Consider the following 19,436-nt stretch of genomic DNA (forward strand, 5'->3'; position numbering starts at 1 on the left):
TTAATCTTTAAGGATTAATAATCTTTATTCTGTTCCAGGTTAGGATCCAGCTGGATCTGGGTAACCGGTATCGGGAAGACATATTCATGGTCCGATACTTTGGTGTTGGGATCTAATGCTTCAAGCACAGCTTTTGCCCTGCCTGTTCTGGCCAGGTCAAACCACCTGTGCGCTTCCCAGGCAAACTCTATCCGCCGTTCATTTTCGATAGCCAGCAGAATCTGCTCTTTGGTAACAGCGGTAGAAGGTAAAATTCCCGCCCGGTCCCTTACCTGGTTCAAATCGGACAATGCACCGGTGCTGGCAGATAAATTGTTTAGCTGCGCCCGGGCTTCTGCACGGATCAGGTACAGCTCCGCTATTCTGAAAATATAGGTAGGGTCGGTTGCATCTTTCCGGTAATACAGGTTCCCGAACCAATTGGTGATCCCGCTTTGCGTAACACTGCCAATCAGTGCGCTCCTTCCGCCTGATACCGCAGGATCATTAAGCAGCTGTACAAACCGGTCGTTTGGCGCATAGCGGTATTGTCCGCCGTTGGTCGAGTGCTGCATCTGGGTGCGGATGGCGTTAGGATTGAGCACGCTGTACTGCAATTCAAAGATGGATTCTTTGCTGGCGCTTACATTGTTGGCAAACCAGGCGCTGAAAGGTTTAACCAGGGTATAATCTGCCGTTTTATCAATCAGTTTGGTAGCGTATTCTTCTGCCAGTGCCCACTCTTTTTTATAAAGATGCAGCCTTGCCCTTAGTGCCCACACGGTACGTTTGGTTGCCCTGATCCTGTTCAGCGCATCGGGTAACAGCAATTCGGCATCTTCCAGGTCTTTCTGTACCTGCGCATAGGTTTGCTCCAGCGTACTTCTTTTTACTTTAGGACGGCTATCCAATGATACCGTTGGCTCCAGAATGAGCTGTACGCCGCCCCAGGCCCTGGCCAGGTCAAAGTAAGCCAGGGCTCTGATAAATTTAGCTTCACCCACGTATTGGTTTTTAAGCGCTGTCGTCAGCAGGGGATCCGTCACGCCGGGTACTTTGCTGATCACATGGTTGGCCCGGTTGATGGTATTGTAAATGGCAATCCAGGCCGTGTTGAAGAATACTTCATCGGTTCTGAAATTTATATTGACCAGGTTGGCCGAGCCACCGGTAGTCAGGTTTTTCACATCCCCGCTGGGAAAATAGCCTAAGGTGACATAGGTTTCGCCGTAATACCCGGAGTTACCCATTTGCCGGTAGACTGCTCTTAATGCGGTTTCACTTGATCCCTTGTCATATATAGGGTTTTCATCTGATACGGCGTTGACCGGCTCGGTGGTCAGGAACTTCTCGCAGGAACTGAGGGAGATCAGCAGCAAGGAGAAAAGGATATATTTTATCGTGTTCATGTCAGTGTTTTTTTAATGATTATAGGGTTAGGTTGACGCCCAGCTGCACCGTCCGGGGTTGTGGAGGGGTACCGTAATCGTAGCCCTGTATGTTCTGTGTACCCAGGTTGGATTCTGGATCTGCACCGGTATATTTAGTGAACAACAGCAGGTTGCTGCCGATCAGGTAAAACCTTAGCTTTTCAATTCCGGCCCTGGAGGTAAAGCCTTTCGGTAAGGTATATCCAAGGGTTAGGGAACGCAACCTCAGGAATGAGGCATCCTCAAAAAAGCGGCTGTTCTCTTGCCTGGCATAGTTGGCATCTGTTAATTTTGGTGTATTGGTGATTTGTCCGGGACTGGTCCAGCGGTCCAGCTGGCTTTTCAGCAATACGCGTCCTGCATCCAGTGTACCTCCTGTTTCACCCAGCATCCTGTTGTGGTTCCAGATGTAGTTGCCATAAGAAAAAGTGAAGAACACACCCAGGTCCAATCCTTTATACGTGAAATTATTGGTCAGTCCCCCAAAAAACTTAGGCCAGGTGCTGCCCACGATCTGCCGGTCATCGGCTGTGATCTTACCATCCTTGTTGTAATCGTCAAATATGGCATCGCCGTTATCCGGGTTGACAGACAATTGCTTGTACAGCCAGTAAGAGTACAACTCTTTTCCCTGCTGTAAGCGGATCAGGTCTCTTCCCGCAAAGGGAATGTCGGCAGGTATCTTTTCAATGGTATTCTTATTTCTGGCAATGTTGAAATCTGTTTTCCAGGTAAAGCCGGTCGTTCTCAGGTTGGTGGAATTGATGGCCAGTTCAAAGCCTTTGTTGCTGATCTCGCCAAAGTTGGTGAGGTAGGAGGAGAAGCCGGAAGATCCCGGAACGGCCACCTGCAGCAGTGCATCACTGGTGTATTTGTTGTAATAGTTGAACTCGATATTCAGTTTGTCTTCCAAAAAGCCAATGTCGAGCCCGGTACTGAACTGTGCGGTACTTTCCCATTTCAGGTTAGGATTGGCCAGTTGTAAAGGGGCCGTTCCGGGAAGCTCTGGGCCGCTTGCAACATCTGCATAGCCAAAACCACCTGTCCACAAACCCTGGGAAGCAAAATCATTGATCCCCGCCTGGTTTCCGGTGATCCCGTAGCTGATCCTGTATTTTAAATTACTGATCAGGGAAACATCTTTCAGGAAATTCTCTTCTTTTATCCGCCATGCGGCACCAACTGCCGGGAAATAGCCCCACTTCTTGTTCTTGCCAAATTTTGAAGAACCGTCTGCCCTTACCGTAAATTCTGCATAGTATTTTCCTGCATAATTGTAATCCGCCCGAGAGAAAAAGGAGGCCAATGTGCTGTTTGTCATAAACTGCGCCGCAACTTGTGTGGCTGCCGAAGAGATCTGCGTATATGAGTTATTAGGGAAATTGGTACCCGTAGCAGATACGTTCTTCACTTCTATACCTTGTAAGGTATTCCCGATCAGTATACCGAAGCTGTGCTTACCGGCCTTGTCGTTGTAAGCTAAAGTCTGCTCGTTAATGGCGGTCGACGACTGCGTGATACTTTGCGTTCCCCGGCCTCCGCTATTGCCCAGAATGGTGCGGGTATCCCAGTATTCATTTTCCTCGTAGTTGTTGTAATCCACACCAAAGGTAGAGCGGAACTTTAACTTAGGCGTGATCGCATAATCCAGGTAAATGTTGCCGGTATAATGATAGCTGTTGGACCATAGATTTACCGTGCTGGTGAGCACATCAATGTTGTCGAAATTCACCCATTTTAATGGTGTGCCGTTCGCATCGAAGATGGGGAGGTAAGTGGGTATATTTAAGGAGGCCTGCAGCAGCGTTCCGTTGGCCCCGTTTGCAGGGCGTGCCTGGTCACGGTGACTTCTGGAAACGGCATTACTGGTACCGATGGAGATTTTATCATTCAGTTTATGATCCAGGTTAACCTTTAAGCTGGCCCTGTCGAACGACATCGGTTTCCAGATGGATTCCTGATCTGTATAACCGCCGCCCAGGTAGAAGCGTGTCCTGTCGGATCCGCCCTGAAGGGACAGGTCGTAACTGCGCAACGTTGCCTTACGGTTCAGATAGCTCATGCGGTCGTAGGTAGGCTGCGTTTCTGGCAAGCCCCTTCCGGCAACGCCGTTGATCACCTCGCCGGCTGGCCTGAAAGGTTGTGGTTTGCCCATATTCCGGCTATACTCATTCACCAGCGCAGCATGCTCCGCACCGGTAGTGGTTTTCCAGATGCGGTCTTCCGGTGCCCATCCTAAGCCTTCGGAGCCATTAAACTCTATCCTGGTCTTTTGTCCGTAGGTCCCTCTTTTTGTGGTAACCAATACCACCCCATTGGCGCCCCGCGACCCATAAATGGCAATCGCAGTGGCATCTTTCAAGATTTCGATACTCTCAATATCCGAAGGATTGATGTCCGAAAGGGGGGAGGTTCCCCTGTCCTGGCCTATATTCTGGAGACTGCCGTTGTTTACCCATACCCCGTCAATGATGTACAAGGGGTCATTAGTGGCATTGATGGAAGTAGCGCCCCTTACGCGGATAAATATATCAGATCCGGGTACGCCTGTATTTGAACTGATCTGCACGCCAGCGGCCTTTCCCTGTAGCTGTGCATCAAAACTTGCTTCAGGAATGTTTTTCGTTCCCGATGGATCTATTTTGGAAACAGAACCGATCAGGTTTTTACGCTGCTGCGTAGCATAACCAATAACCACCACATCGTTAAGCTGACCGGTGTTTTCTTTGAGCTTGATTACCAGGGGACTGCTGTTCGCTATTATCGTCTTTGTTTGATAAGACAGGTGTCTGATCTCAAGTGTATATGGGAACTTTTGTCCGGTCACGAAATCAAAGCGGCCATCGCCATCCGTTTGCACAGAATGTGTGGTTCCGGTAATGTGTACACTTACACTTGGAATGCCCTGTTTGGTCAGCGAATCGATCACCTGTCCTTTGAGGGGCGAGTTGATCAGTGGCTTGGTTTGTGCGTAAGACAGGAAGGGTAATAATAACAATACTATGCTACTGATCTTCAATAGCTGTAGCTTTCTTAAGAAAGAACAGGCAGGATAGGAATGCCCGGTCTTTTTAAAATTTTGCATAACTTTAAAAAGTTTTAATTAATAAAATCTGTTGGTTAAAACGAACCGGCATTTCAGTAAGTGATTGGCGTTGCGTACTGAAGGCCGTGATAAAGGCAGGATTTCAATCCTGTCTTTATTATTGAGCTATAGCATGGAATGCTGCTGCATGGGACTGCAACAACAGCGAGAAGAGTTTCTCAATTGGTTTGGACTGCAGAGCGCAATTCCCTTTTTTACGTGTAAAAATCTTTTCATCCCGAATATAATTTGACTTTTTATGATTTGTTTGCGCGTCAACCCGGAACAAATGTAATGGCATTTTTGGTAAAAACAAATTAAATCTACCGATTTAGTAGTATTTATTACAGGTGTAGGGGAGGTGTTGTTGTAATCTGTTGATTTAAAGTCGCTTAAATTCTAAGTGGAAAGCGTTAGTACTGTAGTTGCAGGTGCTGTTCTCTCTTATCTGGACAAGCTCAGTTGATTTAAATGCGCTGTGATCTTATCGATTTCTTCCTTACTTAAGCGGATATCAGCAGCAGCTGCATTGCTCAAGGCTTGTTGCGAATTCCTGGCTCCGGCAAGGGCAATCGTTATACCGGGCTGCTCAAAGGTCCATTTAAGTACCAGCTGACTTAAGCTGGCATTCTTTTCTTCGGCAATAGGTAAGATCTTTTCAAGGAAGGCATTCACCTTTTGCAGGTTCTCATCCTTAAAGAAATAGATTCCCGCGCGGTGGTCATCTGCGCCAAACTTATAGCCTGGTTTCATTTTTCCTGTTAAAAGGCCCCTCTCAAGCGGGCTGTACGCAAGGATCGATTTACTCTTTTCGATGCAATAGGGAACGATTTCTTTTTCGATATCGCGTTTAACCATACTGTAGGGAACCTGGTTTGAAACCGGATTGAGGTATTGTGCGGCCTCATCCATTTGTTCCGGGTTATAATTACAAACGCCTGCGTGACGCACTTTCCCCTGTTCGATTAGTCTTGCAACCGCTTCCATGCTTTCGGAAATAGGAGTGGTTGTATCCGGCCAGTGGATCTGGTACAGATCTATATAATCCGTGCCAAGCCTTTTCAGGCTGTCTTCACATTCTTTGATGATACTTTCCTTACCAGCGTATTTATAGATGTCAATCACGTTGCCGCTGTTGTCCTTGCTGTGCATGGCCAGGTTGCCCTTCGCAAGGTCCCAGCGCATTCCAAATTTTGTAAGTATTTGTACCTTGTCCCTCTGGATATCTTTGATCGCTTCTCCAACAATTTCTTCGCTAAGGCCCTGGCCGTAGATAGGTGCAGTGTCGATAGAGGTTACACCCGCATCATAAGCTGCTTTGATGGCATTAATGGCTTCACCTCTTTCGGTACCACCCCACATCCATCCTCCGGCTGCCCAGGCACCAAAGGTGATCACTGATATTTCAAGATTGCTGTCGCCTAATTTTCTGTATTCCATAAAAAAATAATGTATTCCAAAAATACTGTTTAAGTATTCACTTACAAATGAACCCGGCAGTATTGTTTGAAAACATTAATGCTACGTTCCTGTATAAATGGAAGATTTTCAGAAGCTTACATTATTTCTGTTCGGGGGTACCTGACCAAAATTTTATATAGGGTAAAGGCTGTATTACATCTAATCATTCTTAATTGAAAACCCTTTAATAGTAGGAGTAGAAGTAAACAGCGTGTTCAGTTCTTTTAGTTTTTTCTCATATTCCACTTGATTAATTACATTGTTATCTAATAACCAGATTAAGTTATAATACTGAGGTTCATAGCTTAAATTTTTATTCAGTTGTCCATGTCGCTGTAGCAGGAATTGTCGGCGTCGGGATAAGATTTCATCAATAAATTTGTCAACTGTTTCTTTGTCGGGTTTATTACTGAAAAATTCTATAGGGTTAGGGTTACCTGCCGAAGTAAGGTAGCACGCTGTTTTAAAAGTGAAAAAATATAAGAAAACCAATAATGAAATTAATATGAGAATGAACAACTGCATAAACGGATCAACTTGCCCTCCATTTTGGCGGTCGAAATAAAGCACGAATGAGACAAAAGTTAGAAAAGCAGCAACGACCAGAAATATTTTTTGCCCATTTTTCCAGTGAGTTATTTTGGTGCCAACATTTTCATATTTTAGTTCGTACTCGTGTATTTTTCCTATGCTGCTTTGCCGTATTGAAAGACCGTCTTCAATAAAACGGAATTGTTTTTTTTCTAGTAATGTATGTTGGGAGAAGTCGTATTGCATCGGAGATTAATTTAATGTCGAAAAAACAAATTATCTTTTATCTCGGTCTGCAAATCCAAGTTTAATGTGCTCATATTCCATGCGTTCTGGTTCACGTTCTTTCCATTCTTTAAAAATGCTAACCACATCTGCTAAAGATTTTATTCCATTAACATAATTTGCTTTACCCCAATAAAACCAGGCAATATGGATGTTTTGAGCATAAATTCCGGGTTTAACCTGACTTCCAACGGTCTCCTTACCTTTGATTCCGGTAAAGAAATCCAACTTCCCACCTTCTTTTGAATGTTGAATAATTAGCTTGCGGAGGCTTACAGAGTCCGGTGTTTGCGCCACGGTATCAATAACGAAAAATGCGAGTAGGAATAAGGATAGGAAATATTTCATATAAGACGTTAATTGATTTAATACACGAATATAAAAATAAGCTGTCAAAATTTACTGTTCAATTAAGATCAATTTTATAGAGCATCATTATTTATCGAAAAGATGAACTATCATTCAACATCGATAATATTTTGTTAGATTGAAATATGGATAGGTAAGCCAAATTTTATATAAGTTTTTTTAGGTTAAACTGCGTTTTCCACCAAATTTCTAGTGACACTTTTGTCGTAATTTTTGTCTAAGTAGATTTGCTGAAATGTTTTTAATCAGTCAAATATGCCAGAAGAAACTACTTTAACGAGCTTTATCCAACCAGTAAATGGTGTCGACATTACGCGCTTCATTGACCCTTACAGTGATTTTGGGTTTAAACACATTTTCGGCAAGGCACCCAATCGGGATTTTCTAATCCGTTTTCTAAATGGTGTTTTCAAAGGGCGGAAAGTAATCGTTGATATTCAGTATAACAATACGGAGTATAAAGGTCCGGGTAAGGATTACAGAAAAACAGTATTTGATCTATACTGTACTGGTGACAATGGCGAAAAATTTATCGTAGAAATGCAAAAGGCTAAGGTTGAAAATTTCAAAGACAGAAGTGTTTTCTATACGGCTAATCTGATTCAGGAGCAAGGCATCGGAGTAGTCGCCAATTGGGATTATCAGCTTCCTGAAATATATTTTCTGGCGATCATGAATTTTAAATTTGATGACAGCCACCCCGACCATTTTATACATGATGTTCGGATGATAGAGATCAATACAAGCAAAGAGTTTTACCCAAAATTGGGTTATATTTTTATTGAGATGCCAAAATTCAGGAAAGCTGAAGGAGAATTGGAGAATGAACTGGAAGAGTGGCTTTACATCTTAAATAACCTAAAGAAATTTACAGAAATTCCGGTATCTTTGAGAGGGAATTACAAATATGAGAAGATATTTGAAATTGCAGCAGTTGGCAACTTAACCCCCGAGGAGATGAACGAATACCAGCAAAGCTTAAAAATACAACGTGATAATTATAGCGTCGATAAGGCAGCTAGAAATGAGGGGCGAAAAGAAGGACATGTGCGAGGACGCGAAGAAGAAAAGAAAGAAATCGCTCGTAATCTAAAAAATATTGGCATAACTCCGGAGATTATTGCTAAATCTACGGGCCTGTCTATAGAAGAAATCCAAATTTTATAACTTCCCTCTTCTAATAATTGAAAGAAGGCGATTCATATCTTTGAAACAATATGGCATTAACTGATACTCCTGCCATCTGATAAATAAATGAACATATAACACTCTCAAATATTTTATTCTTTTTATTGGCTTGCAATTGCTTGCATTCAATGCATTTTCGACAGTATTTACTGTAATCAACAACGCAGATTCTGGTACTGGTACACTCCGTGATATGTTGACAAAAGCAGCGGCAAATGGTATCGCTGATGCAGATGTGATTAATTTTAACCTTACTGATCAAAGCGAAGCCGGTAGAACCATCGTGATATTGGATCAGTTACCACTAGTGTCCGCTAATTTGACTATAGATGGTTCCTCTCAGCCAGGAACTGCATTTGGGCTAAGTACATCAAGGGTAAAAATCCTTACAGGCTTTGCTTATACTAAATTCGCCAATGTGCTATTGCTGGAGAATGTGCAGGATGTTAAGATTTACGGCTTGTACATCAAAAATGAAATGGCGTGTCCCAGTGGTGAGGGCTGCTATTATTGGCAGGGAATAGCGATTAGAGACTGTCGGAATATTGAAATTGGTGCCGCTGGTAAAGGAAATGTTATATTAGGATTTCAATATGATCTAGGGATGAATTTGCATTTGACAGGAGGACAGATTCATTACTATAGCGTAAACTTTACGCTGAAGGCAAATTTCATAGGAATTGAACCTGACGGCATCACACGGTCAGATATCATTTCAAAGCCTGTAGAGGTAAATTACGTAATTGGTGAAATCAATATAGGGGGCACTCCGGATGAAGGTAATTTATTTCCTAACGGCTTTTCGATTCACCAGACCAATTCTGAAAATTATACTGGAGAAGGTGTCGAAATGTATGTCACACCAGCCACCATCAGGTTCAGAAACAATAAAATTGGTGTAGACCATAGCGAATCTATTACATTTCCTTCCTCTGGCTTCCGCTTTGACGTGCATACTCCAAAAGGGAAAAATACAGTCTTTATAGAAGATAACATTATTTCATCATCTACTGCATGGGGAATTACGCTAATCAACAATTTCCATGAAGTGAACATCAGACGTAACTATATTGGAACAGATCGCAGCCTTACCAAAACACTTCCGGTTGGTGACACAGGCATATTCGTGTACTACTGTACCAATGTGAAAATTGGCAGTAGCAATCCCGCAGACAAAAATTACATTGCCAATTGTAAGCCCATTAATGTTTGGCCGTATTCCACAGTTTCTGTAAACAAGAATAGCTTTTTTTGTGTGCGTAACATGTACCCTATGATATACAGAGGCAATGGAACTTTCTTCTTTCCAGTAGTAAAAATATCATCGATTACTGGTACTTCTTTATCGGGAAACGCTACACCTGGGTCAGCGATTGAGCTTTTTTATGCCGACAGATGTGGCAGTTGCGCTCCTGAGACTTATTTTGCCAGTACAACTGCTGATGAATCGGGCAATTGGCATTATGATGGTCCTATTCAGGGTAAAGTCATAGCTTCTGCAACATTTAATGGAGCTACTTCTGAGTTTACCAGGCCAGAATTGGATGTTGCCAACGTGAAAATAGAAAATACCTGTCCAAACTATGGATCGATTAAAGGTATAGTCCCTTCCAGCTATACCGATATCAGCTGGATAAATGAAAGCGGTGCTGAGGTGGGAAGAGTTCCGGATTTATTGAACATGCCACCTGGGAAATATAAGCTCAAAATAGGATACGGTGATTGTTCTGCAGAAACTCCTTGGTATCAAATTAAACTCGGTGTATCAGTTGACGCATCAACTATTGCTGTGACCAACGCTTCCTGCAATGGAGCAAATGGATCTGTTAAAGGTATTACCATCACCAATAATACTAGTTCTGCTGTTCAATATAGTTGGAAGGATGCTGGAGGTAATGAAATGGGAAGGGCTTTAAAATTAGAGAATGTCAGGCCCGGTAATTACCTCCTTAGTATCAAGCTTGCTGACAATAGTTGTGCCATGTCGTACGGGCCGGTAGAGATTAAAAACATCAGTGGGCCGGGAGTCAGCGAACACAATATTACTGTAGTCGCTTCTGAGTGTGGCAAGGCTGAAGGGAGCATTGCTGGGATTTCAGCTACTGGCTTAGGTGTCCTAAGGTATCAGTGGAAAAACGAGCTTGGAGAAGTTGTAGGTACTGGCCTGGATTTATTGGATAAACCTGCTGGCAGCTATAAACTGGAGGTATTTGATGAATCGGCATGTGGATCTGTATTTTCGTCAACCATACCAATTCCCGAAGTCAATGGAATATCATTAAACGATATGGGGACAATTCAAAATGTTACCTGTGGCCAAAGTAATGGCTCAATAACTGGCATTCAGGTTTCGGGGGCAACGCAATATCAATGGTTTGATCAATCGGATCAATTAATAGCTACAACCACCGATCCAAACCTAAGGGATGTTAAAGCAGGAAGGTATTACCTGGTTGCTGCCAATTCCAGCTGCAAAAAAACAAGCCAGCTGTATACGGTTGGAGGAAATGTAGCTGTGTTAGTGAATAATAATCATGTTCAGATTAACCACGATCACTGTAGTCTGAGTACCGGGACTATTACTGGTATTGAAGTTTCTGGTAAGCTTCCATTTAGCTATAGATGGGAAAATGATGCCGGTGTAAACTTCGGAAATCAAAAAGATTTAAAGAATGCTCCACAGGGGATCTATCATTTAACGATAACAGATGCTGCGGGCTGTTCAGCGGTATCAACTTATCAGTTATTGAACCAAAGTGAATCCATACAGCAACCAATGGTAAGTGATCTTCAGCTTTGTGGTAAAGGTGAAGCGATATTGATTGTAAATAATGTGACAAAAGATAGTGGGTACAAACTATATGGGAATGAATACGGCTTAATCCCATTGGATGTACAAGAATCCGGTCAGTTCAAAATCAATGTAAACGAAAATCGTAAATTTTATGTTAGTCGATACATAGGAGGGTGTGAAAGCCCGAGAACTAAAGTTGAAGTTACTGTTGGTTATGCCGCTTTAATTATTCCGAATGCATTTTCACCAAATCATGATGGTAGCAATGACAAATGGATCATAAAGGGAATCGAAAATTACCCAAAAGTAAGTGTTAATATTTTCAATCGGTATGGGGAGAGGGTTTTCGACGCTCCTAATTATAAGGTACCATTCGAGGGTAATAGGAATGGTAATCCATTGCCTGCGGGGGTGTATTATTATGTTATCAAAATTGGTGAAGGATGCAGGGCAATTTCAGGAAGTCTGACTTTATTACGTTAGAATAGGACTTCAGATCGTTATGCTTTGCGTTTCACATTTCTATACTTTTAACTTACTTCTCCAAGTGTCGATGCAATGTTCCATTGTTGGAAGATTATAAATGCTGATTAATCCCTTTCAACATTTATAATGAAGTTGTACAAGTCCTGTGTCAAATTGCTTGGTTGAAATGAGTTTTAATTCCTGCTCAGGCCGGCCATCTTTGAATAGTTTTGTACCATCACCAACAAGGATCGGGATTATTGAAATTACAAATTCATCAATTAAGTTTTCTTTTAAAAGTTCGTGTACTATTTCAGCCCCGCCCTCAATAAAAATATTTGGCCCTGACTCACTTTTTAGCCTTAAAATAAGCTCCTTTATGTTGCCTGCGTAAAAGTTTGTGTTACCGATACTTGGTCTCGCTGTCCTCGTTATGATGAACGAAGTTTTATCATCATGATAAAATTCTGGAGCATACTTCATTATCCAGTCATAGGTTTTTCGGCCCATTATAACGGTGTCAACCGTTTTTGCAAAGTCGGCGTAGCCATAGTCTTCTCCCTCTTTTTCAACGATTGAGAGGAAATCCAGGTTGTCATTTGGTTTAGCAATGTAACCATCTAAACTTGTTGCGATATATAAAATTGCTTGTCTTGCCATTGTCGTTTTAATTTATGTCTATACTGTATTTACTAATTTAGTCCCTTCACTCCGAACCACCATGCTCCGGTGATTTATTCAATATTGTAAGCCGTTTCTCAAATTGATCACCTCCCAGGCGTATAATCACCTTGAAACCATGGCCTCCATATCTGATTTCCATTAGGAAATTTAGCAGAAGTGGTTTTATAAACTCAATAAACTTATTGCAATACCCTTCAAAATCTGGGCTGATGTATTTCGCCCGGTATGCTTCGCTAAATTCAGTAAAGTTGAATCCAATTGCTTGTTCAGTGTTATTTACAAATCTTGTTTTGTACCGGATGTTATTGTTTAAAGGTTGATTTAACCTGATGTGGTTAATCAGCTTATGCTGCAATAAATCGACGGTATCTCTATAATCAGGTACCATGATATTATAAATTAAGCTGTAAAATTACTAAAAATATTAGTAAATAAATAAAGTATTTTATTGCAATATTAATTGGATTTTATTTGACTGATTCGACTTTTAATATTTAGGTTTGCTGTAACTAACTTTAATATAATATGTATGAGAACGAGAGGGCAGCATTTGGCGCGCTGACCGAATTATTAAGCGAAATTGCAGATTACAAAAGAAAACTATATCCGACTGTTAATCAGCGTGCTTTTCTAATTAAACAAACGATTGCTAACGCAATTGCTAGTCATCAATCTAATTCAGACAACCAAATTGGAGGCCAAAAGCTAGATAGCCTGGAGAAGAACATTGCCGATATAAAATCAGAGATCAATACAACTTTAATTCCTTTATTTGAGCAGTTAGGCGACCAGGCAAGGTTAAAGCTTGTTATTGGTGTTATGGAAACATTGGATCATTTGCAGTCATTAATTGACAGTAAGCCTAGATTAAGTAATGTAAATTCTGATCAGGCATAGGTGACTTAAATCATCAAACCATATCCACTTAGTTTTGTTATAACCTATCAAAACTTGATATTATGGAAAATCAAATTCTTGAACTTGAAAAAAAGTATTGGAAAGCGATGGAAACCCGTGATTTTAATACTGTAAAAAGCCTTACCCACTTCCCATGCATCGTAGCTGGCAAGGATGGAGTAAGAAGCGTAGATGAATCTACATTCAAAAAAATGTTTGATTCAGGAGAAGGCAGTCGGCTGAAAGTGCTAAATATTTCTGACGCCCAAAGTGAAATTATGAGTGAAGATAGTGCTGTTGTAGCCTACCTTATCGAATTAGAATATGGCGCGGAAAATAAGAAATCTTCAGGAAAATGCGCGTGCACATCAACATGGATTATGGAAAATGGAAATTGGGTCTGTGCCATGCATACGGAATCTGACTTAAAAAATTAAAAAAAGGGGCAGTCTCTCGACTGGCCCCTTAATTAACGTTCTCGTATCTATTTAACAAAAGAGCCTCATAAAGGTTTTACTTAGTTTCTTTATGCCATCATCTTTTGTTCGATCAGTCTAAATGATGGAACGTTAATGATGGATATTTTTCACTGTAAAATCTAGTCGAAGCTATTCCTGAAGGATGAATTTTATTTGGAAGGTTATTGAATGTTTGGTGCTCAACCATATTTTATTCTGTTAAGTTAAGCTCCTTTGGTGGATTCCACCAAATTTCTCATTACCTGTGTGTTGCAGTTGCGATCTGTTTAGTTTTGCATCTAGAATTTACAAGCAGCCACTATGACAACTTATATCGATCCATTTGTAGACTTTAGTTTTAAAAGGTTATTCGCTACTGATGAGAGTAAACCCATTTTGATAGGATTTCTAAACAGCATCTTTAAAGGCAGAAAGTATATTACCGCCATTCAATACGGTAAAAATGAGTATCACGGAGAACATATTGATGAAGGTGGGGTGGTATTCGACATAACCTGTACGGATGTCGATGGCAGTAAATTTATTATTGAAATTCAGCGGGGGTATCAGAAGAATTTTAAAGAACGTGCATTGTTTTATACTTCGAGGGCTATAAGTGAGCAAGCACCAAGAGGAGGGCGGAAGGACTGGGCTTACAATTTAACTGAGGTTTACCTGGTCGCATTCCTGGAAGATTTTAATCTGCCTGATAGCCCAAGGTCTGAGTATGTTCAGGATATCTGTCTGGCCAACAGGTACACAGGGAAAATATTCTATGATAAACTAGGGTTTGTTTTCATTGAGATGCTTAACTTTGTGAAGAAACAAAATGAGCTGGATAAAGAACTGGATAAGTGGTTATATGCCTTGAAGCATTTAACGGAGTTTAATAAACGTCCTGAATATTTATCCGGTCCGGAATTTGATCAACTGTTTAATCTGGCTAAGTATGCCAATCTAACTAAGGAGGAAAGAGAGATGTATAACGCAAGCTTAAAATACAAGTGGGACAATAAGAACGTGATGGATTACGCTAAAGCCGAAGGGAAAGCTCGGGGTATAGCTGAAGGAAAGGCTGAAGGAAAGGCTGAAGGAAAAGCTGAAGGAAGAGCTGAAGGGCTATTAGAAGGCGAACGCAAAAAAGCGGTTGAAATGGCGCTTAAATTAAAAGCTAAAAATATTAGGGTTGATGAGATTTCGGAACTAACCGAGCTCTCTATCGAAGAGATTGAGGTTTTGTAGGAGATACGCTCTTGTCTTTGGGGAGGAAGTAGTTGTCATAAAGGAATCTTTTTTAACAGTGGAATGATGTTCTCTAATGACTTTTTAAGCGTAGATTCCAGTTTTTTTTGACCTGATGATCCTAAAATAAAATCTGTAATCCAATTTCTGGTTTTATAAACATCTATAGTAAGTCTTGTTTCATTGTCTGCTAATTTCATCAATGTGAAGTAAGTCACCTGATCTCCTTTTTCATCCGTTTCAGTAAATTCAATCTTGTCATGGTTATAGGAGTAGCTGCTGGAATAGTAAAGCATTTTTCCATTATTTAAGGTCCACATGCTCCGCATGCCTACCCGTGGTAAAAGGTGGTCAATTACCTGTACTTTTTCTACGCCCTCCCACCAGAGATGACGGTATTCAAATGCGCCTGCAGCATGAAATAGGGTAATGAGGTCAGTTTCATATACTCTTGAAGCACTGTATATTTTTCTTTTATTGGAGAGGTTTAATGGGGGTAAAGGGGCATCATGTATCTCATTTTTTAACTGGCTCAGTTGTGTATAATGAAAGTGTATTTCCCCGGATTCGGTTTGCTTTATGCTGTCACTCCAATTCATCCATGCTGTAAAATCAGTTGGAGGGCGATCGTCCAGAAGGTCTTTGGTCACCAACCAGTATTCATGTTGCGTGATATCGTTCTTCAAAAGCTGGTGTGCAACGATAACATCTTTACCAATCAGTTTACTGAAATTCTTCACATGGTACTGCGTAAACTCACCATAGTGTGTGATTACTTTTAAAGAAAGGTCGGCTGCCGAAGTACAGGCCTGGCATTGGCAATATTTCCTTCGGTCATAAGACATCAGGTTTTTGTGAAACAGGCAAAACATCTTCTCCACCTGTTTATACAATTCTTTAAGCTGTGGTGGTTCGCCAAATTTGTAAAAAAGAATCGCGTCGCCTTCTATTTCGGAAACTTCAAGTCCTATTTGATTTGCATTAATTAGCAATTCAAGCAATTCCTGTATGATCATCCGACTATGGTTAATTTCTGATTCTGTTACAAATCGAGTGAAACCACTGATGTCAGGGATAAAAAGCAGACCTTTTGTTTCCATTTTATATTAAAGTTACAAACAATAAATCATCGGGGAAACAACAGAATAAAACAAACTTTTTATCCCTGAACTTGTTGACCTTCTATATCGTCGCAGACTTATATAACCAATAATTTTAACACCTAAAATCATGGATCAAGAACTCGAATTAATACGTGATCAGCAGAAAGAGGTATGGAACAAGTTTTCATCTGGCTGGAAGAAATGGGATGAACTTATGATGGACTTTTTAAAGCCTGTAGGCGACGAAATGATCAGACAACTTGATCCCAAGGGGAATGATACGGTTTTGGATATTGCCTCGGGAACTGGCGAACCCGGACTAACCATAGCGTCTTTACTGGATAGCGGGAAAGTTATTCTAACCGATCTTTCAGAAGATATGTTGAAAATCGCTGCTGAAAATGCGGCAGACAGAGGAATTAAAAATATTGAAACCCTTGTTTGTGATGTTTGCGAGTTGCCATTTGAAGATAATACATTTAATGCTGTAAGTTGCCGGTTTGGCTTCATGTTTTTTCCTGATATGCTTTTGGCAGCTAAAGAAATGGTGCGCGTGCTGAAACCGGGAGGAAGATTTGTAACATCAGTATGGGATGTCCCCGAAAAAAATTTCTGGGTTACTGCAATTATGGGAACCATCAATAGAAATATGGATGTGCCTGCCTTGCCACCCGGAGCTCCCGGAATGTTTCGCTGTGCCAAAAGTGATTTGATGTCTGATATATTTAGGGAGGCAGGTTTAACAAATATTTTGGAAAAAGCAGTTTCAGGAAAAATGAATTGCCAGACAGCGGATGTTTATTGGAACCTCATGACTGAAGTTGCTGCACCGGTAGTTGCGGCACTTAGCAAAGCCGATGCGGCTATGAAAGATAAAATAAAAGCAGAAGTATATGAGGCGCTGAATCAAAAATTTCCTGATGGAAACGTTGTGATTGACTCAGGTGCGATCGTCTTTTGTGCGGTGAAATAATGCTTTATAATTGTGTTTTGATGTTATTCTCTCATCCACATCTTTAGCGCCCAGTGAAAAGAATTATCAATTAACTGATAACTAGAGGGAATTTGGTTTTTTGATCCATGATAGGTAACAAGCTTTGTTCCTGATGGTTTCTGATCAAGCTTTTTTAATAAAAAATCAGTGTAGTAATTATACAACTCTGCGCTCGTTTTTACTTTTTTATCTATACCATTTTCGGGTTTTAGATTTTCATAAAAAGAATTGAAAAAATAGAAATGATCATATTCTTCGAAATTGAGCTCTGTTAAATTTCCGTGTATAAATCCCACATTGGGCAAATTAATATTGGTTTTTGCTAATTCTGCATGTAAAAATAAATCTTGTCTTTGTTCTATCCCATAAAATTCGGTCTGAGGATTATAGAAACCAGCCGTAATGCAGAATTTACCTACACCGCTTCCTATGTCTAAAACCCTTGCATTTGGCTCTGCCAGGAACTCACTTGCTTTTTCTGCTATATTTAATGGAGTCCAATGTGTTGGAGATAAATTTTTAATATATCTTGGGTATAGATCGTCAAAGGCCAAGTCTTCATCAAAGCGGAATAGATCTAAAAACTGTTCTTGCATATTGTTTATGATTGTTTAATCCACATTTTCAATAAAATGTCTCGATAAGTATCAACGAGTTTGTAGCTTGACGGAATTTCTTGTTCCAGACTTTGAAGGGTAACCAATCTGGTTCCAACAGGTTTTTCTTCTAAAGCGGTAAACAGATATTGGCAATAGTAAAGATAAAGACCTGCAGAAGTCTCTATGGTATCATCTATACCATTTGATTGGTCAAGATTCTCATAAAAGGAATTAAAATAGTAGAAATGATCAAACTCCTTAAAGTTTAGTTGCGTAATATTGGCATGGATAAAGTGGACATTAGATAAAGAGGCTTTTTCTTTTGCTTTTTCAGCTAAATGAAAAAGGTCTTGTCTTTGCTCAACCCCATAGAAATGCGCGTCCGGATAATGATGGGCGGCGCTGAGGCAAAATTTACCTACGCCACTTCCGATATCCAGAATCCTGGATTGGGGTTCCGCTAAAAATTCAGCAGCTTTTAATGAAGTATCCAGGGGAGTCCAATATTTACGTGACAATTGTTGGATATGTTCTGGATATAAAGCGTCAAATTCTTGATCATTGTTAAATATGGAATTATTCATTTCAATCTGTATTAACAAGTATGTTAACCCTGGCTTCGATAAAGGCGGCTTTAATTTTCTCTATGGCTTCCTCAATCTCCGGATAGGTATGGGTTGCCATTAACGAGAAACGAAGTAGAGATGATTCGGGATTTACAGCGGGAGAAACTATAGGGTTAACGAATATTCCTTTTTTACTTAGAATATTAGTAACATGGAAAGTTTTATCGTTGTCTCTTATGTAAACCGGAATAATGGGACTATCAGTTGGGCCAATCTCAAAACCAGCCGCTAAGAATAACTTTTTAGCATAATTTGTATTCTTCCAAAGCCGGTCTATACGCTCAGGCTCTGATTCAATAATGTTAAGGGCAGCAATAACACTGGCAACAGCAGAAGGAGGCATGCTTGCACTAAATATTAGTGATCTTGCCCGGTGTTTCACATATTCAATAGTTTCTGCAGTTCCCGCAATAAACCCACCAAGTGAGGCTAGTGATTTACTAAAAGTGCCCGCAATCAGATCAACCTTGTCTGTTAACCCAAAGTGTGATGCAGTTCCAGATCCATTAAAACCTATTACACCTAAACTATGTGCATCATCCAACATAATGTTGGCACCATACTCATCTGCTATCTTTACGATATGAGGTAAATTAACCAGATCGCCTTCCATGCTGAAAATGCCATCTGTAACAATCAGCTTTGCTGCATCTTCAGGTAACCTGCTTAATTTCTTACGCAGGTCGTCCATATCATTGTGCTTGTATTTAATGGTTCTGGAAAATGACAATCTGCTACCATCAATGATAGAAGCATGATCAGATTCATCCAGGATAAGGAAGTCGTTCCGGTCGAGCAGGCAGGATATCACGCCCAGATTGACCTGAAAGCCAGTGCTAAAAAGAACTGCACTTTCTTTACCTACATAAGCAGCTAATTTTCTTTCCAACTCAATATGAATGTCCAAAGTGCCATTTAAGAATCTTGATCCGGCACACCCTGATCCATATTTATCAATTGCAGCCTTAGCGGCCTCTTTAATTTTTGGATGGTTTGTAAGTCCCAGATATGAGTTAGAACCAAACATTAGAACGCGTTCTCCATTTATAACCACTTCCGTATCCTGTCCGGATTCTATAGTTCGGAAATAAGGATACAATCCTTTTTCCTTAATTACGGAAGCACCTTTAAATTGAGAAATTCTTTCTTGTAGTTTTCTATGCATAGTTGCTGTTTTATTCTTTATGATTTCTAATCAAGCCGGATGGTTTTATCCTCTGGAAGAGCAAATATATCGGAGAAAGTA

General features: G+C 40.7%; 17 protein-coding genes. 6 read left to right on the forward strand and 11 right to left on the reverse strand.

All coding sequences use genetic code 11. The features are described 5' to 3' along the window. Window positions 1-14 precede the first annotated feature (14 nt). The 5 genes from B9A18_RS18670 to B9A18_RS18695 form a co-directional block, all read right to left on the reverse strand. On the reverse strand, window positions 15-1,388 hold the full coding sequence (locus B9A18_RS18670; protein ID WP_084291062.1) for a RagB/SusD family nutrient uptake outer membrane protein: 1,374 nt from the start codon (window positions 1,386-1,388) through the stop codon (window positions 15-17). A 19-nt stretch (window positions 1,389-1,407) separates the two neighbouring features. After that, a complete protein-coding gene (locus tag B9A18_RS18675) occupies window positions 1,408-4,494 on the reverse strand; it encodes a SusC/RagA family TonB-linked outer membrane protein (protein WP_084291063.1) in 3,087 nt (1,028 codons plus the stop codon). A gap of 444 nt (window positions 4,495-4,938) precedes the next feature. Beyond that, the gene (locus tag B9A18_RS18685; RefSeq protein WP_084291065.1) at window positions 4,939-5,934 is read right to left on the reverse strand and encodes an aldo/keto reductase; all 996 of its coding nucleotides are present in this window, start codon (window positions 5,932-5,934) and stop codon (window positions 4,939-4,941) included. Between the two features lie 180 nt (window positions 5,935-6,114). After that, window positions 6,115-6,732 carry a hypothetical protein gene (locus B9A18_RS18690; RefSeq protein WP_084291066.1) on the reverse strand — a complete coding sequence of 206 codons (618 nt, stop codon included), beginning with the start codon at window positions 6,730-6,732 and terminating at the stop codon, window positions 6,115-6,117. 30 nt (window positions 6,733-6,762) lie between these two features. Continuing rightward, the gene (locus tag B9A18_RS18695) at window positions 6,763-7,119 is read right to left on the reverse strand and encodes a hypothetical protein (protein ID WP_084291067.1); all 357 of its coding nucleotides are present in this window, start codon (window positions 7,117-7,119) and stop codon (window positions 6,763-6,765) included. 276 nt (window positions 7,120-7,395) lie between these two features. Here B9A18_RS18695 and B9A18_RS18700 point away from each other — a divergent pair, with 276 nt between their 5' ends. Both B9A18_RS18700 and B9A18_RS18705 read left to right on the forward strand, forming a co-directional pair. Then, window positions 7,396-8,307 (forward strand): Rpn family recombination-promoting nuclease/putative transposase, encoded by a 912-nt coding sequence (locus B9A18_RS18700; protein ID WP_084291068.1) that lies wholly within the window; start codon window positions 7,396-7,398, stop codon window positions 8,305-8,307. A gap of 136 nt (window positions 8,308-8,443) precedes the next feature. Next, the gene (locus tag B9A18_RS18705) at window positions 8,444-11,605 is read left to right on the forward strand and encodes a T9SS type B sorting domain-containing protein (protein WP_144009543.1); all 3,162 of its coding nucleotides are present in this window, start codon (window positions 8,444-8,446) and stop codon (window positions 11,603-11,605) included. A 117-nt stretch (window positions 11,606-11,722) separates the two neighbouring features. Here B9A18_RS18705 and B9A18_RS18710 read toward each other — a convergent pair whose 3' ends face one another. Further along, window positions 11,723-12,247 (reverse strand): dihydrofolate reductase family protein, encoded by a 525-nt coding sequence (locus B9A18_RS18710; protein ID WP_084291070.1) that lies wholly within the window; start codon window positions 12,245-12,247, stop codon window positions 11,723-11,725. A 46-nt stretch (window positions 12,248-12,293) separates the two neighbouring features. Further along, a complete protein-coding gene (locus B9A18_RS18715; protein ID WP_084291071.1) occupies window positions 12,294-12,659 on the reverse strand; it encodes a hypothetical protein in 366 nt (121 codons plus the stop codon). Window positions 12,660-12,796: 137 nt separating this feature from the next. Between B9A18_RS18715 and B9A18_RS18720 the strand changes: the two genes are divergently transcribed. The 3 genes from B9A18_RS18720 (at window position 12,797) to B9A18_RS18730 (ending at window position 14,868) form a co-directional block, all read left to right on the forward strand. Further along, window positions 12,797-13,168 (forward strand): hypothetical protein, encoded by a 372-nt coding sequence (locus B9A18_RS18720; protein WP_084291072.1) that lies wholly within the window; start codon window positions 12,797-12,799, stop codon window positions 13,166-13,168. A 62-nt stretch (window positions 13,169-13,230) separates the two neighbouring features. Beyond that, window positions 13,231-13,605 carry a nuclear transport factor 2 family protein gene (locus B9A18_RS18725; RefSeq protein WP_084291073.1) on the forward strand — a complete coding sequence of 125 codons (375 nt, stop codon included), beginning with the start codon at window positions 13,231-13,233 and terminating at the stop codon, window positions 13,603-13,605. 342 nt (window positions 13,606-13,947) lie between these two features. Next, complete coding sequence (locus B9A18_RS18730; RefSeq protein ID WP_084291074.1) at window positions 13,948-14,868, forward strand: Rpn family recombination-promoting nuclease/putative transposase; 921 nt, start codon at window positions 13,948-13,950, stop codon at window positions 14,866-14,868. Between the two features lie 35 nt (window positions 14,869-14,903). On the opposite strand, the gene B9A18_RS18735 is transcribed toward B9A18_RS18730, so the two are convergent. After that, window positions 14,904-15,968 (reverse strand): DUF2652 domain-containing protein, encoded by a 1,065-nt coding sequence (locus B9A18_RS18735; protein WP_084291075.1) that lies wholly within the window; start codon window positions 15,966-15,968, stop codon window positions 14,904-14,906. A gap of 130 nt (window positions 15,969-16,098) precedes the next feature. On the opposite strand from B9A18_RS18735, the gene B9A18_RS18740 reads away from it, so the two are divergent. Next, a complete protein-coding gene (locus tag B9A18_RS18740; protein ID WP_084291076.1) occupies window positions 16,099-16,944 on the forward strand; it encodes a class I SAM-dependent methyltransferase in 846 nt (281 codons plus the stop codon). Between the two features lie 23 nt (window positions 16,945-16,967). Here the strand turns inward: B9A18_RS18740 and B9A18_RS18745 are convergent, their stop codons facing one another. From B9A18_RS18745 to spt, 3 genes are read right to left on the reverse strand one after another with little or no spacing between them, the layout of a single operon-like run. After that, entirely contained in the window at window positions 16,968-17,561 is a 594-nt protein-coding gene (locus B9A18_RS18745) for a class I SAM-dependent methyltransferase (RefSeq protein ID WP_084291077.1), read from the reverse strand. Window positions 17,562-17,566: 5 nt separating this feature from the next. After that, window positions 17,567-18,148, reverse strand: a complete 582-nt coding sequence (locus tag B9A18_RS18750) for a class I SAM-dependent methyltransferase (protein ID WP_084291078.1) — start codon at window positions 18,146-18,148, stop codon at window positions 17,567-17,569. Window position 18,149: 1 nt separating this feature from the next. After that, window positions 18,150-19,355 carry a serine palmitoyltransferase gene (gene spt, locus B9A18_RS18755; protein WP_084291079.1) on the reverse strand — a complete coding sequence of 402 codons (1,206 nt, stop codon included), beginning with the start codon at window positions 19,353-19,355 and terminating at the stop codon, window positions 18,150-18,152. Between the last annotated feature and the right edge of the window lie 81 nt (window positions 19,356-19,436).

The organism is Pedobacter nyackensis (assembly GCF_900176505.1).
In the GTDB taxonomy this organism is placed as follows: Bacteria; Bacteroidota; Bacteroidia; order Sphingobacteriales; family Sphingobacteriaceae; genus Pedobacter; species Pedobacter nyackensis.

What these genes read in the sequence shown, in the direction of transcription:
- B9A18_RS18700 (WP_084291068.1), top strand. Translation starts at nt 7,396, where the DNA reads ATGCCAGAAGAAACTACTTTAACGAGCTTTATCCAACCAGTAAATGGT.
- B9A18_RS18670 (WP_084291062.1), bottom strand. Translation starts at nt 1,388, where the DNA reads ATGAACACGATAAAATATATCCTTTTCTCCTTGCTGCTGATCTCCCTC.
- B9A18_RS18715 (WP_084291071.1), bottom strand. Translation starts at nt 12,659, where the DNA reads ATGGTACCTGATTATAGAGATACCGTCGATTTATTGCAGCATAAGCTG.
- B9A18_RS18735 (WP_084291075.1), bottom strand. Translation starts at nt 15,968, where the DNA reads ATGGAAACAAAAGGTCTGCTTTTTATCCCTGACATCAGTGGTTTCACT.
- B9A18_RS18675 (WP_084291063.1), bottom strand. Translation starts at nt 4,494, where the DNA reads ATGCAAAATTTTAAAAAGACCGGGCATTCCTATCCTGCCTGTTCTTTC.
- B9A18_RS18710 (WP_084291070.1), bottom strand. Translation starts at nt 12,247, where the DNA reads ATGGCAAGACAAGCAATTTTATATATCGCAACAAGTTTAGATGGTTAC.
- spt (WP_084291079.1), bottom strand. Translation starts at nt 19,355, where the DNA reads ATGCATAGAAAACTACAAGAAAGAATTTCTCAATTTAAAGGTGCTTCC.
- B9A18_RS18685 (WP_084291065.1), bottom strand. Translation starts at nt 5,934, where the DNA reads ATGGAATACAGAAAATTAGGCGACAGCAATCTTGAAATATCAGTGATC.
- B9A18_RS18730 (WP_084291074.1), top strand. Translation starts at nt 13,948, where the DNA reads ATGACAACTTATATCGATCCATTTGTAGACTTTAGTTTTAAAAGGTTA.
- B9A18_RS18695 (WP_084291067.1), bottom strand. Translation starts at nt 7,119, where the DNA reads ATGAAATATTTCCTATCCTTATTCCTACTCGCATTTTTCGTTATTGAT.
- B9A18_RS18740 (WP_084291076.1), top strand. Translation starts at nt 16,099, where the DNA reads ATGGATCAAGAACTCGAATTAATACGTGATCAGCAGAAAGAGGTATGG.
- B9A18_RS18750 (WP_084291078.1), bottom strand. Translation starts at nt 18,148, where the DNA reads ATGAATAATTCCATATTTAACAATGATCAAGAATTTGACGCTTTATAT.
- B9A18_RS18745 (WP_084291077.1), bottom strand. Translation starts at nt 17,561, where the DNA reads ATGCAAGAACAGTTTTTAGATCTATTCCGCTTTGATGAAGACTTGGCC.
- B9A18_RS18690 (WP_084291066.1), bottom strand. Translation starts at nt 6,732, where the DNA reads ATGCAATACGACTTCTCCCAACATACATTACTAGAAAAAAAACAATTC.
- B9A18_RS18720 (WP_084291072.1), top strand. Translation starts at nt 12,797, where the DNA reads ATGTATGAGAACGAGAGGGCAGCATTTGGCGCGCTGACCGAATTATTA.
- B9A18_RS18725 (WP_084291073.1), top strand. Translation starts at nt 13,231, where the DNA reads ATGGAAAATCAAATTCTTGAACTTGAAAAAAAGTATTGGAAAGCGATG.